Below are 13225 nucleotides of genomic sequence, written 5' to 3' on the forward strand. Positions count from 1 at the left end.
AAGCTAAGACCCACAGCGCCGATGGTACTGCACCCGAGAGAGTGTGGGAGAGTAGGACACCGCCGGACAACACTCAAGCACTGAGGCTCCGACAATAATGTCGGAGCCTCAGTCATTTAACGGCTCGCATTTCGCGGCTCGGACGCTGGCCTGGCGCTTTCTCTACAATGGGAGGGTCGTAGGCCGAAGATCCGTAATTTCGACACAGATTAACAGTGAGAGCGTCCGGCACCCAGTCAGGTCAGCTCATGACGAGAGGAATTGTGCTGCCATGGCTGATCGGGAACCCTTCCGCGACCGCGGAGAGAACCGTCGCGACGACAATAAGCGCAACGAAAACAAGCGTGGTGATGCACCGCGTGGCGCCGGTAACAGCGCAGAGCGCAGCGGCGGCCGTCGTACCCCTGAATCGGGCGATCGTCCTCGCTACCAGGATCGCTCCGAACGCGGTTCCGGTCGACCAGCCCGTGAGGGTGGCGGTTTTTCCCGTGAGGGTGGTCCGCGTCGTGAGGGTGGCGGTTTCTCTCGTGAGGGTGGTCCGCGTCGTGAGGGTGGCGGTTTCTCTCGTGAGGGTGGTCCGCGTCGTGAGGGTGGCGGTTTCTCCCGTGAGGGTGGTCCGCGTCGTGAGGGTGGCGGTTTCTCCCGTGAGGGTGGTCCGCGCGGACGTGATGACCGCAACGACCGCGGTCCCCGCAAAGACTTCGGCGGCGCTGGCAGCGGCGGCGATGCCGGGAGCCGTAGCAGCTGGCAGGACAGGGACGGGCAGCGCCGCACCGGACGGAGCCAGGAGCGACCGAACGCAGGCGAGTCCGGACGGCGCTGGGACCGCCCGGCCAATGGTGAAAACCGGCCGCGCGAGGCCGGCACCGAACGCCGTTCGTACCGCGAAAGCGGAAGCGCCGGCCATTCAAGGGGCGCAGGATCACGCGACGCCGGAGGTTCACCGCGCCGCGACGGATTTGGGCGCCGCGATGACCGCTCCCAGGACCGCAACTTCGGCGACGACCGTCGGCCGGGGCGTTCATACGGTGATGCCCCTCGCGGCGGGGACCGGCGGGAAGCCGAGCGCGGGCGTCGTCGTGAGCGTTCCCCTCGCGAAACAGGACCGGAAGACGCCCCGTTTGAACGCCCGCACAACGCACGGGATCTCCGCAGCGCGAACCGGCCTGACCGTGAACGTTCGCCGGAAATCGATGAGGATGTCACCGGCAGCGAGCTGGACAAAGTAACGCGGGCTGAGATCCGCAATCTGGAGGAGCGCAGTGCTCTCTGGGTAGCGAAGCACCTCGTTATGGCTGGGCGCCTGATCGACGACGAACCCGAGCTCGCGTTCCAGCACGCCCTCGCGGCGAGCCGGCGCGGCGGACGTCTCGCCGTTGTCCGTGAAGCCGTGGGACTTACCGCCTACGCGGCCGGCCACTACGGGGAAGCGCTGCGGGAATTCCGCACCTACCGCCGTATCAACGGATCGAACGTCCACCTTCCGGTGATGGCCGATTGCGAACGGGGGCTGGGCCGCCCGGACCGTGCTCTCGATCTTGCCCGGTCCGAAGACGTGTCCTCTCTTGACGCAGCAGGCAAAGTTGAATTGGCCATGGTCGTATCCGGTGCGCGGGCTGATCTCGGCCAGCTCGACGCCGCCGTTGCCGCGCTCGAAATCCCGCAATTGACCAAGAATCGCGCCTTCAGCTACAGCCCGCGTCTGTTCCGTGCCTATGGGGACGCTCTCGCGGCGGTCGGCCGGAAGGAAGAAGCCGCGTCGTGGCACCGTCAGGCGGAGCTTGCGGAAAACGCTCTTGGCGTCGGCGCTTTCGAGGACCCCGACATCATCGACCTCGTTGGTGATGATGAGGGTGCCGATCTGGACTACTCGGCAGCAAGAGGAACCGTTCAGAGTGTCAGTTCAGCGCCCGAGGATGAAGGCACTCCAGGCTCTGAGTCTGAAAGTTCGGTGTCTTCCGACGTGGAGGGTGCGGACGAGGATGCATCGGCTACAGAGCACGCAACGAGCACAGAGCATGCATCGGGCAGCGGGGAGACCGTAAACGGTAAGGAGCAGCGTGACGGTGAGTGAGGCTGAAGGGACAGCTCTGGCGCGCCACTACGGTGCTGTGCTGGCTGACCTCGATGGAGTTGTCTACGCTGGGCCCTCGGCCATCCCCGGCGCCACTGAAGCGCTGGAGAAGCTTGGAGACCTCGGTGTCGCCCTGGCCTACATCACCAACAATGCCTCTCGCTCCTCCGCAGAGGTGGCAGCACACCTTCGCGAGTTGGGTGCTCCCGCCACTGCTGAGCAGGTCTTCGGTTCGGCCCTCGCGGGCGCCGAGCTGTTGGCGACGCAGGTGGCGCGGGGTGCAACGGTGCTTGTCACAGGCAGCGCGGTCCTTGCCCAGCATGTTGCCGAGCAGGGGCTCGTTCCGGTTACCACTGCCGATCCCCTTCCCGATGCGGTGATTCAGGGCTTCGAACCTTCACTTGGGTGGAAGGACCTCGCCGAGGCCGCCTTTGCGGTTGCCGGCGGTGCCGTCTGGGTTGCCACCAACACCGACATGTCCATTCCGCAGGCCCGCGGGATCGCGCCCGGAAACGGTACTCTCGTGGCCGCGGTCAGCGCAGCCACAGGCAAAACCCCAATGGTCGCCGGCAAGCCTGAAGCGCAGCTCTTTACGACGGCGTCGACCCACCTAGGCGTCGATAAGGCGCTTGTGGTCGGGGACCGGCTCGACACTGACATTCTCGGCGGGAACCGTGCAGGCATGGCAACGGCGCTTGTACTCACGGGAGTGGACACAGCAGCGAACGCGTTGGCTGCCGTCACGGACCAACGACCCACCTATCTGTTCGCCGATCTCGATCAGCTGCACCGCTCCTACCCTGACGTCACAAACGAGGACGGAGTCTTCACCTGTGGAGAGTCGTCCGCAACGGTGGAGGGCGGCGTCGTCATAATGGGCGGTGGGCGCGAGGATCTCGACGCCTGGCGTGCAGGATGCGCCGCGTGGTGGGCAGCATGTCCCCAGCAGGACACTGCAACGCTGCCGCCGCTGAGGTTCTCCGACGAGGACACGCAGATTTGAGGAGTCACCGTGGGATCCCCTGAACCGTTTCCCTCCGGGCAAGGCGCGTCGCCGGACGCGAAGCCATCCGGCTTTCCAGCGGTTGCGCCTACGGGCGATGCCGCCGTCGACGATGTGATGCAGACACTCATTGCCGTGCCGGAGCTGTCCGAACCGGACCAGCACACCGCATATGAACGGCTTCACGACGAACTGCTTGCCGAACTCAACACGGAGCATGACTGAGCGTGGGCCGGCTTGACCAGGCGCTTGTGGCACGCGGACTGGCGCGCTCCCGATCCCATGCAGCGCAACTGATCGCGGCAGGACGCGTGCTGCGCGCCGGGACCGTGCTGACCAAAGCCTCCGCAACAATCGCTGACGACGACGAACTGTTCGTCGCTGGCGGCGGCAGTCCTGACTACCTGAGCCGAGCAGGGCACAAGCTCGACGGCGCACTCGGGGTTTTTGCCGACGTTGAGGTTGAAGGCAAACGGTGTCTCGATGCGGGTGCGTCCACCGGCGGCTTCACCGACGTGCTGCTTCGCCGCGGGGCGGCCGAAGTGGTGGCGGTGGATGTCGGTCACGGCCAGCTGGTCGATCAGCTGCGGAATCACCCACGCGTCCATGTGCACGAGGGGCTCAACGTCCGGTTCCTGGATTCAGAACAGATCGGCGGCCAGGTGGATCTCACCGTCGCGGACCTTTCCTTCATTTCGTTGACCCTCGTGATGCAACCGCTCGCGCAGGCGACGCGAAGCGGCGGAGATTTGGTCCTGATGGTCAAACCGCAGTTCGAGGTGGGCAGGAGCGCACTCAGCCGGACCGGGGTGGTGACGGACGAGGAGCAGTGGCGCGGCGCCGTCGTCGGCGTGGTGTGTTCTGCATTGAAAGTGGGCCTCCACGTGGAAGGCATCGCACGTAGCCCACTTCCGGGTCAGAACGGTAATGTCGAGTTCTTCCTGTGGATGAAGGTGCCGCCCGGCACGATGGTGCCTAGGATCGATAGAGACGCAGCGCAACTGGCTCACGGAATCGTGCAGGCCAGTGCTGCGTTTGGCACCAGCGGCAATGCTTGAGGCCGTCCCCACCTGATACAACGGAGCGTGATGACTAGACGCATACTGGTACTCGCCCACACCGGCCGCCACGATGCAATGGCGGCTGCCCAGGAGGCCTGTACCCGGCTGCATGCGGCCGGATTGATGCCGGTCATGCGTGCCGAGGAACTTCGTGACATCCAGGCTGAATACGGCACGCTCGCTGCGCCAACCGAAACGCTTGGGGCGGATGTCGGGCTCAGCGACATCGAACTCGGTATGGTGCTCGGCGGCGACGGAACCATCCTGCGCGCAGCTGAACTGGTCCGCGGCACGGACGTTCCGCTGCTTGGCGTGAATCTCGGCCATGTCGGCTTCCTCGCAGAAAGCGAACGTGCTGACCTCGCCGAAGCGGTCCGCTGGGTCGTGGACAGGGACTACACCGTTGAGGAGCGCATGACCATTGACGTGCAGGTCTGGCGCGGTGACCAGCTGGCCGCCCAGACCTGGGCACTCAACGAGGCCGCAATCGAGAAAGCCAACCGCGAACGCATGATCGAGGTGGTCCTGGAAGTCGACGGACGCCCCGTCAGTTCCTTCGGCTGTGACGGCGTCGTGCTGGCTACGCCCACCGGCTCCACCGCATACGCTTTCTCCTCCGGCGGCCCGGTTGTCTGGCCGGAAGTCGAGGCGCTCCTCGTTGCGCCGATCAGCGCGCACGCACTCTTCGCCAAGCCGCTCGTTGTGGCGCCTAAATCGCTGCTTGCGGTGGAACTCCTCACCCGCACGGACGCCTCCGGTGTGCTCTGGTGCGACGGACGTCGGACGGTCGACCTGCCGCCCGGAGCGCGCGTTGAGGCCACCCGGTCGGACATTCCGGTACGTCTTGCACGCACTCACCAGACGCCCTTCTCCGAGCGGCTCGTTCGCAAGTTCGAACTGCCCACCCAGGGCTGGCGCGGGCCGGTTACCCACGACGGCGAGCCCGCACGATGATCGAGGAGATCCGGATCCGCGACCTCGGAGTGATTGCCGACGCGACGCTCTCCCTGGGTGCCGGCTTCAGCGTTGTCACCGGGGAAACCGGCGCGGGCAAGACGATGGTCCTGTCTGCGCTGAACCTGCTGATGGGCGCGCGGTCAGACGCCGGTTCTGTGCGCCTTGGCGCGAAGAACGCCTCCGCTGAAGCGGTGCTTCGCGTGAATCCGGAGGGCGCTGCCGCGCAGCGTGCGGTGGAGGCGGGAGGCGAGCTGGAAACAGACGACGACGGCGGGGCAGGGCTGATTCTCGCCCGCACAGTCAACAGCGACGGACGCAGCCGCGCCTACGTTGGCGGAAGATCAGCTCCCGCCGGCGTCCTCGCCGAGGTGGGGGAGAAGCTGGTGGTGGTCCATGGCCAGTCGGACCAGCTCCGGCTGCGCAGCGCTGCGGCACAACGCGAGGCGCTGGACAAGTTCGGGGGCACCGAGCTCGCTGCGGCCCTTTCTGCCTACCAGACGACGTACCGGCGCTGGCGCGAGGTGAGCGCGAGCCTCGAAGCGCTGCGGAGCGCGGAGCGCGACCGGCTGCGGGAGGCGGAGTCGCTTCAGGCAGCACTTGAGGAGATCGACGCGGTTGACCCGCAGCCGAATGAGGACGAGGCGTTGAAGGCGGAAGCCATGAAGCTCGGCAACGTCGAGGAGCTTCGCACCGCGGCCGCCGCCGCGCATCAGGCCCTGGTGTCGGGGGAGTTCCCGGAAACAGGTGACGCCACCACTCTCGTCGATGCGGCGAAGCGTCAGCTGGAAGCGGTCGGAGCGCATGACGCTGAGCTGGGGTCACTGGCGGAGCGGCTCGCCGAAGTCGGTTACATTCTGGCCGACATCTCCACGGAGCTGGCCGGCTACGCGGCATCTCTTGACTCGGAAGGGCCTGAGCGGCTGGCCGAGGTCGAAGCGCGGCGGGCAGAGCTCAACATCCTGATCCGCAAGTACGCTCCGTCCATCAGCGAGGTGCTCGACTGGGCAGTCACCAGCAGGGACCGGCTCGACGAGATCAGCGGCGACTCCGACCGGATCGAGGAGTTTCAACGTGAAGCCGGCGTGCTGGAAAACGGCCTCACCGCGGAGGCGGAGGTGCTGAGCGGGCTGCGCCGGGCGGCCGCCAATGACCTTGCCGTACGGGTCAGCGAGGAGCTCACCGCCCTCGCCATGCCTGATGCGAAGCTCATCATTGACGTGACCTCCGGCGGCACACCAGGTGCGCTCGGAGCCGACGAGGTCTCCTTCTTGCTGCAGCCCCACGCCGGGTCGGCCCCGCGTCCGCTGGGCAAGGGCGCCTCGGGCGGTGAGCTCTCGCGGGTAATGCTGGCGATTGAGGTGGTTCTCGCCGCTGTGGACCCCGTACCGACCTTCATCTTCGATGAGGTGGACGCGGGAGTCGGCGGCAAGGCCGCCGTCGAAATCGGGCGCCGGCTTGCCATGTTGGCCCAGCACGTCCAGGTGGTGGTGGTCACCCACCTGCCGCAGGTGGCCGCTTTCGCGTCGCACCATATCCGCGTGACGAAGAGCCGCGCAGCCGACGGCGGTTTCACTGCCAGCGATGTCGAGGTTCTTCCCGAAGCGGAGCGCGTGCGGGAACTTGCGCGCATGCTGGCAGGGCAGGAGGAGTCGGCCAGTGCCCAGGCACACGCCGAGGAACTCCTCCTTGATGCAGCGCGGACAGCCGCCAGGTGATAGGGTCGAACTCCGTGGTGCAGCAAACAATCTCCCGGTTCCAGAAGTCCGCAAAGACTACCAAGCACATCTTCGTCACCGGGGGTGTGGCGTCTTCTCTCGGTAAGGGACTGACGGCTTCCAGCCTCGGGCACTTGCTGAGGGCGCGCGGTTTGTCCGTCACCATGCAGAAGCTGGATCCGTATCTGAACGTAGATCCCGGCACCATGAATCCGTTCCAGCACGGCGAGGTCTTTGTGACCGACGACGGCGCGGAAACGGACCTCGATATCGGCCACTATGAGCGATTCCTCGATGAGAGCCTTGACGGCTCAGCCAACGTCACCACCGGTCAGGTGTACTCCGAGGTCATCGCCAAGGAACGCCGCGGCGAATACCTGGGTGACACGGTGCAGGTCATTCCGCACATCACCGACGAGATCAAGCGCCGCATGCGCCTGCCCGCAGAACCCACCGGGTCACGCAAGGCACCCGACGTCATCATCACGGAGATCGGCGGCACGGTCGGTGACATCGAGTCCCAGCCGTTCCTTGAGTCAGCGCGCCAGGTGCGCCAGGATATCGGCCGCAACAACGTGTTCTTCGTCCATGTGTCGCTTGTGCCTTACATCGGCCCCTCGCAGGAGCTGAAGACAAAGCCCACCCAGCATTCAGTTGCGATGCTGCGCTCAATCGGCATCCAGCCGGACGCCATCGTCATCCGTTCCGATCGCGAGGTGCCGGATGCCATGCGCGAGAAGATCGGCCGCATGTGCGATGTCGATATCGATGCAGTGATCAACGCCGCGGATGCGCCGAGCATTTACGACATCCCCAAAACGCTTCACGCCCAGGGACTCGACGCGTACATCGTCCAGGCCCTCGACCTGAAGTTCAAGGACGTCAACTGGACCAAGTGGAACAAGCTCCTGGACGCCGTTCACCACCCGAAGCACCATGTGGAAATTGCGCTGGTCGGCAAGTACATCGACCTGCCCGACGCCTACCTGTCAGTGACCGAAGCGCTGCGCGCCGGCGGCTTCGCCAACAAGGCCAAGGTCCAGATTCGCTGGGTTCCCTCGGATGATTGCGCCACTCCCGAGGGTGCAGCGAAGGCGCTGGAGGGTGCCGATGCAATCTGCGTGCCCGGTGGCTTCGGGATCCGGGGACTTGAGGGCAAGCTCGGCGCCCTCCGGTACGCCCGTGAGAACAAGGTGCCCACACTGGGCCTTTGCCTCGGCCTGCAGTGCATGGTGATCGAGTACGCCCGCAACGTTGTTGGTCTGAAGGGTGCTTCATCCACTGAGTTTGAGCCCGACACCGACTTCCCGGTCATCGCCACGATGGCCGAGCAGCTTGAGATCGTTGCCGGTGAGGGGGACATGGGCGGCACCATGCGGCTCGGCCTGTGGGATGCCTCGCTGAAGGAGGGGTCGGTGATCGCTAAGACCTACGGCCGGACCGACGTGAGCGAGCGCCACCGCCACCGCTACGAAGTGAATAACGAGTACCGCGAGAAGTTGGAGGCAGCCGGTCTGGTCGTCTCCGGTACCACCACCGACGGCAAGCTGGTCGAGTTTGTGGAACTGCCTGCTTCGGCCCACCCGTACTACGTCTCCACGCAGGCCCATCCCGAGTTGAGCTCGCGCCCCACCCGCCCGCATCCGCTGTTCGCGGGGCTGGTCAAGGCTGCCCTCTCACGCCGGGGCGTCAAGGCCTGACTGTGGGAACGGATCCGAAAGAACCCGGGATCGCGGACCGACAGAGCCCACGCCGGTTGCTGAACTCCACCACCGCCTTTTCCGGCAAGATCTGGGACGTGGTCAGCGAGACTTTCCGTCTTGACGACGACGGCGAACCCATCACGCGCGAGTACATCCAGCACCCCGGCGCCGTTGCCATCCTCGCCATGGATGATGATGAGCGGGTCCTGCTGCTTCGCCAGTACCGCCACCCCGTCAGGATGGATCTGTGGGAGATTCCTGCCGGTCTCCTCGACGTCGAGGGTGAGGACTTTGCTGTCGCCGCCGCGCGCGAACTCGCCGAGGAAGCGGATGTCACCGCGAGTAGCTGGCATGTGCTGTCGGACCTGTTCCTTTCGCCGGGCTCCTCGAGCGAAGCCCTGCGCATCTATCTCGCACAGGGAATTGAAGACATACCCCACGACGAGCGGCATACCCGCACTCATGAGGAAGCGGAGATCGAACTCGCGTGGGTACCGTTGCCTGACGCGGTCCAGGCGGTGCTTGAGGGCCGGATCCACAGCCCGTCCGCGGCCGCAGCCGTGCTCGCCGCAGCGGCGGCCAAGGTATCCGGGTACCGGTCCCTCCGTCCTGCGGATGCCCCGTGGCCCGAGCACCACAGCCAGCACGGAACGTGGCCCCAGGGCCCTGTCCTACAGGACTGACCCATGGCCGAGGGCAGGCAGGCTACCGCGCAACCGGATGAGCTCCAGGGCTCCGGGCCCGGCCGGCTCATCAGTGAGTACCTCCAGCACATGCTGGTGGAGCGGGGCCTTTCTGCGAACACCCTGTCGGCTTATCGCCGGGACCTGTTGCGGTATCACCGGTTCCTTGCTGCCCAAGGTATCGATTCGATGGAAAGCGTGACCCGGCAGCTGGTTTCCGCGTTCGCTCAGGGTCTCGCCACAGGTGAGGACGGCCAGGCTCCGCTGAGCCCCCGTTCCGCAGCCCGGACCGTCGTCGCCGTCCGCGGTCTCCACCGTTTCCTCGCTCTGGAAGGAACGACGACGGCGGACCCCGCCGAAGACGTGCATCCGCCGACCGCCGGGCAGCGGCTCCCGAAAGCAATCTCAGTGGAGGATGTCACCCGAATCCTCGAAGCCGTCGATACCTCCACCCCTGGGGGACTGCGGGACCGTGCGCTGCTGGAATTCCTGTACTCAACCGGAGCCCGTATCAGCGAGGCCGTGGGTCTGGACGTCGATGACGTATCGGTGGATGCCGCCCTTGATGGTCCCGCCGTCGTCCGCCTGTTCGGCAAGGGCTCCAAGGAGAGACTGGTTCCGCTCGGCTCCTACGCTGCCCGGGCGATCGAGGCCTATCTGGTGCGCGCCCGTCCTGCCTTGGCCGCCAACGCCACCGCAAAGAGCGGCGCTCCCGCGCTGTTCCTCAACCTGCGCGGCGGCCGTTTGAGCAGGCAGAGCGCGTGGACAATCCTGAAAGCCGCGGCAGAGCGTGCCAAGGTGGCAGGGGAAGTATCCCCCCATACTCTCCGGCATTCCTTCGCCACGCACCTGCTGCAGGGCGGGGCAGACGTTCGCGTTGTTCAGGAACTTCTGGGACATGCCTCGGTCACCACCACTCAGGTGTATACCCTCGTCACAGCTGACACACTGCGCGAAATCTATGTCGCAGCGCACCCACGCGCCCTCTAATCCGCAGTAAATTGAGGGTGCTTGTAACTCCTTCCACCATGCCGGAAACAAGAGGGGTATGGACAGGACACATACACCAGGGGGGACAGTGTTGCAGCGATACGATGACGTGTTTGCGGCGCTACACAAGGAACATCGCAACCGCGTGTTTTCCTTCATCCACCGCCGTGTGAGCAGCCGGGAAGCATCAGAGGAGTTGACCAATGATGTGTTCCGGATTGCGTGGCAGCGGAACCCGGATGCCGCCGACGTCACCCCGGCATGGCTGCTCACGGTCGCACGCAACGTAATCGGAAATGAGTACCGCCGCCGGGAACGGGCGGAGCACCTGATGCAGCGCGTACGGGACTCGGTGGTCATAGCCGCCCGCGCCGGTCACGGTGCCCAGCAGCAGGCAGTCGCCGACTCGCTGCTACGACTCCGGGAAAAGGAACGGGAGATCCTGCTTCTGGCCTACTGGGACGACCTGTCCACCACGGAAATCAGTGAGGTGCTTGGTTGTAGCCCCTCCGCAGCGAAGGTTCGACTGCATCGGGCCCGCGCCGCCTTTGCACAGATGATGCCTGCCGCCCTGATGGCAGAAGAAGGAGCCTGAGATGGACCGCATAGAGAACCTGATCCGGGGACTGGACCCCGTGCGCGCCGAACGGGAATCCGCCGATTCACAAACCGAAATCATTACCTTCCCGGCCGAAGACGGCCACCAGGAGTACGGACCCACCATGAACACAGAATCCAGTGACAGCAATCACGCCGGGGGCACCAGCGACGGAAGCGATGCTGGCGACGCATTCAGCGACGACCGGCCCGTTGTGGTTCCCCTGCGGCGCCGCCGCAGGACGGCAGTAATCCTTGCGGGTGCCGCTGCCGCCGCAGTCGTGGCGGGCGCCGTCGTCGTCGGTGGCTCGTTGGGAGCCGACGCGCCGCTGCCGGCGGCGACTACGGATCCCACGCCGTCGGTTGAACCTACCGGGGAAGCAACCGCTGACCCCTCACCGTCACCGGAACCCACCGCGGAGCCGAGTGCCGAGCCGAGCGGGGTACCGACAGGTCCTCCGGCGGACGAGGGGTGCAGGGTCCAGGACGTCGACCGGGTCGTGGAACAGGGCAGTGACTTCATGAGCCTGACGCCTTTCGCGGCTGACCCAAGCCACTACCAGGTTGTCGGTTGCACGGATGACTGGATGGCCATGGAGATCACTGACGCCGGCTTCGAAGCCAATCCGCAGGACGGCGGCAATGCGTGGTACTACGTGGCCCGCCGCGTCGATGGGCAGTGGTTGGTTGAAACAGCCGGTCACAGCACACTCACCAAGTGGGAATTCCTGCCCGTCGTGGATGGACGTACATCCCAGGAGATGATGGACCAGCAGTTCATCGATGTTGGAATTCCTGTGGAGTTGCGGCCGGAACTGGTGGGGGATGGCCCGTCAGGGTCGGAGCCGTTACAGACTCATCCGCTGACGGAGCTCGGTGTTGTTTTTGATACGCGGAGCGACTGGGAGGTAGTGCCTGCCTCACAGGGTGTGGACCTGGTGAACGCAGAGGGTACAAAGGTTGCCAATCTTCAGCACTCGAGCGCGAGCGGCCTCGGCGGCGTTTGCTCCCAGGACCCGGTGCCGTGGCAGGAGCTCGCTTCGGTACCTGTCTCAGTTACTGTTCCCGGCGGCGCCGAGGTTGCCGCCCGCTTCACTCTTCGGGTCTTCGAGGGTGATCCCCTCCTGGCCGCTCCATCGCTGATCGCTGCAGATCAGCCTTCGTCCGGGGAGTCGTGCATGCTGTACAACGTGATCAGTGGACCGGAGACGGGCCTGTTGGCACTGACCACGACCTTCACGCTCTCACCGTACGAACGGGGAAGTGCGCTCGAGTTCAACTCGATGGCTGAAGCGGAAGCCTACGCGGCGTCCGAAGAGTTCGCTCAGCTGGCAGCAATCGCCGACTCCATCACCGTCACAGACTAACTCGCCGGACCGCTGACGCCCTGCTTCTACGATCCTTCCGGGTCAGGAAGCGGGGCGTTGCCGCGTCAGGATCCTTCGCGGTACGGATACCGGTGGTCGCTGGCATACTCACGAAAAACGTTTTCGGTTGTGTCTCCGTCGTGAAGAAACTCTTCGCGCAGAAAGTCGCCCAGTGATAGCAGTGCGTCTTCCAAAAGGCCGCCGGAAACTCGGATCGTCAGCTCCCTCGAGCGTTGTGCACTCTCAGAGAGATCGACGGCGTAGGACAGCAGAGCGGGAAGCGACAGCTCTTCGTTCGACTCCCAGAAATAGTAGGACTCCGCTGTCTGTGTCAGATCCACCCGCACCTGCGCGAGATCAGCAATGAGGGCCTCCAGAGTATTCGTCACCGTTGAAGGATCCAGATCCTGAAGTTTCGCTGCGTAGTCGGCGTGTTGCAGAAGAGCCAGCCGAACTGCCACCGCACGCCGTCGGCCAAGCGCCGGGTAGATCTGCATGAACCAGGAAACCGCCGCGGTCAACAGCGCAAAACCGGTAAGCGCCTCAAGCGGAGACAGAAACCGAATGAGGGGATCGGTGGCGATCACGTCACCGTACCCGAGAGTCGTAAGCGTTACGGCGGAGATATAAAGGGATTCCGCCGTGTTGTTGTAGAGCGAGGGATCGATGCCGGGGGAGTAGCTGAACCCCTCCGGAACGTGGGGGTAGAACACGAGCGCCCACCCGATCCACTGCATGGCAGCCCAGAAGAGAATGACAGCCACCATTGCCAGCGGTCCCGCCAGGGATGCGCCCCTGTCACCCAGAAGACGCATTGTTTTCCACACCGCGATGACGCAGAGGCGGCTCAAACGTCCCCGTCCGCTGGGATGGAGAAGTGTATGAAACACCTCGATGAGTCCTATCAGGATAACCAGGGCGCCGAGGGCAGACAGTAGCCACAGCACGTGCATTCTCCTGACTGCTTGAGGGTCATCGGATCGCAGCAGTCTAACCGCTTTGTCAAGCCCCGGGTTTGGTGGAGAGATTTTTAGTTGGAAATCGTAGTTAGTAGGCCGGCGTTGACGCCGGCGTG

14 protein-coding genes are annotated in these 13225 nt (G+C 64.8%); 11 read left to right on the forward strand and 3 right to left on the reverse strand.

Features of this window, described 5'->3' with window-relative positions; translation table 11 throughout:
* Nucleotides 1-241: 241 nt before the first annotated feature.
* Together Q0877_RS16715 and Q0877_RS16720 are read right to left on the reverse strand one after the other, a co-directional pair.
* Nucleotides 242-907, reverse strand: coding sequence for a hypothetical protein (locus Q0877_RS16715; protein WP_299169953.1), 666 nt, complete (start codon nt 905-907; stop codon nt 242-244).
* A gap of 114 nt (nt 908-1021) precedes the next feature.
* On the reverse strand, nt 1022-1285 hold the full coding sequence (locus Q0877_RS16720; RefSeq protein WP_299169955.1) for a hypothetical protein: 264 nt from the start codon (nt 1283-1285) through the stop codon (nt 1022-1024).
* Nucleotides 1286-1291: 6 nt separating this feature from the next.
* Between Q0877_RS16720 and Q0877_RS16725 the strand changes: the two genes are divergently transcribed.
* From Q0877_RS16725 to Q0877_RS16775, 11 genes are all read left to right on the forward strand, one after another.
* The gene (locus Q0877_RS16725; protein WP_299169957.1) at nt 1292-2074 is read left to right on the forward strand and encodes a hypothetical protein; all 783 of its coding nucleotides are present in this window, start codon (nt 1292-1294) and stop codon (nt 2072-2074) included.
* The gene (locus tag Q0877_RS16730; RefSeq protein ID WP_299169959.1) at nt 2067-3077 is read left to right on the forward strand and encodes an HAD-IIA family hydrolase; all 1011 of its coding nucleotides are present in this window, start codon (nt 2067-2069) and stop codon (nt 3075-3077) included. The genes Q0877_RS16725 and Q0877_RS16730 overlap by 8 nt, the downstream gene beginning before the upstream one ends.
* A gap of 9 nt (nt 3078-3086) precedes the next feature.
* Entirely contained in the window at nt 3087-3302 is a 216-nt protein-coding gene (locus Q0877_RS16735) for a hypothetical protein (RefSeq protein ID WP_299169960.1), read from the forward strand.
* 2 nt (nt 3303-3304) lie between these two features.
* Nucleotides 3305-4135, forward strand: coding sequence for a TlyA family RNA methyltransferase (locus tag Q0877_RS16740; protein WP_299169961.1), 831 nt, complete (start codon nt 3305-3307; stop codon nt 4133-4135).
* Between the two features lie 30 nt (nt 4136-4165).
* Entirely contained in the window at nt 4166-5092 is a 927-nt protein-coding gene (locus Q0877_RS16745; protein WP_299169963.1) for an NAD kinase, read from the forward strand.
* Nucleotides 5089-6810 carry a DNA repair protein RecN gene (gene recN / locus Q0877_RS16750; RefSeq protein WP_299169965.1) on the forward strand — a complete coding sequence of 574 codons (1722 nt, stop codon included), beginning with the start codon at nt 5089-5091 and terminating at the stop codon, nt 6808-6810. Before Q0877_RS16745 ends, recN begins: the two co-directional genes overlap by 4 nt.
* Nucleotides 6807-8510 (forward strand): CTP synthase, encoded by a 1704-nt coding sequence (locus Q0877_RS16755; RefSeq protein ID WP_299169967.1) that lies wholly within the window; start codon nt 6807-6809, stop codon nt 8508-8510. The genes recN and Q0877_RS16755 overlap by 4 nt, the downstream gene beginning before the upstream one ends.
* Before the next feature lie 2 nt (nt 8511-8512).
* Nucleotides 8513-9196, forward strand: coding sequence for an NUDIX hydrolase (locus Q0877_RS16760; protein ID WP_299169969.1), 684 nt, complete (start codon nt 8513-8515; stop codon nt 9194-9196).
* 3 nt (nt 9197-9199) lie between these two features.
* On the forward strand, nt 9200-10186 hold the full coding sequence (xerD, locus tag Q0877_RS16765; protein WP_299169970.1) for a site-specific tyrosine recombinase XerD: 987 nt from the start codon (nt 9200-9202) through the stop codon (nt 10184-10186).
* Nucleotides 10187-10274: 88 nt separating this feature from the next.
* Nucleotides 10275-10781, forward strand: a complete 507-nt coding sequence (locus Q0877_RS16770; protein WP_299169971.1) for an RNA polymerase sigma factor — start codon at nt 10275-10277, stop codon at nt 10779-10781.
* A gap of 1 nt (nt 10782) precedes the next feature.
* Nucleotides 10783-12150, forward strand: coding sequence for a hypothetical protein (locus Q0877_RS16775; protein ID WP_299169972.1), 1368 nt, complete (start codon nt 10783-10785; stop codon nt 12148-12150).
* A 65-nt stretch (nt 12151-12215) separates the two neighbouring features.
* Here the strand turns inward: Q0877_RS16775 and Q0877_RS16780 are convergent, their stop codons facing one another.
* Nucleotides 12216-13103 carry a potassium channel family protein gene (locus Q0877_RS16780; protein ID WP_299169973.1) on the reverse strand — a complete coding sequence of 296 codons (888 nt, stop codon included), beginning with the start codon at nt 13101-13103 and terminating at the stop codon, nt 12216-12218.
* Nucleotides 13104-13225: the final 122 nt, after the last annotated feature.

Source organism: uncultured Arthrobacter sp. (genome assembly GCF_947495145.1).
Taxonomy (GTDB): Bacteria; Actinomycetota; Actinomycetes; order Actinomycetales; family Micrococcaceae; genus Arthrobacter_D.

Bases quoted from the DNA above. Each gene is read 5' to 3' on its own strand.
- Q0877_RS16775 (WP_299169972.1), top strand. From the start codon at position 10,783: ATGGACCGCATAGAGAACCTGATCCGGGGACTGGACCCCGTGCGCGCC.
- Q0877_RS16725 (WP_299169957.1), top strand. From the start codon at position 1,292: ATGGCTGGGCGCCTGATCGACGACGAACCCGAGCTCGCGTTCCAGCAC.
- Q0877_RS16715 (WP_299169953.1), bottom strand. From the start codon at position 907: ATGGCCGGCGCTTCCGCTTTCGCGGTACGAACGGCGTTCGGTGCCGGC.
- Q0877_RS16780 (WP_299169973.1), bottom strand. From the start codon at position 13,103: ATGCACGTGCTGTGGCTACTGTCTGCCCTCGGCGCCCTGGTTATCCTG.
- xerD (WP_299169970.1), top strand. From the start codon at position 9,200: ATGGCCGAGGGCAGGCAGGCTACCGCGCAACCGGATGAGCTCCAGGGC.
- Q0877_RS16745 (WP_299169963.1), top strand. From the start codon at position 4,166: ATGACTAGACGCATACTGGTACTCGCCCACACCGGCCGCCACGATGCA.
- recN (WP_299169965.1), top strand. From the start codon at position 5,089: ATGATCGAGGAGATCCGGATCCGCGACCTCGGAGTGATTGCCGACGCG.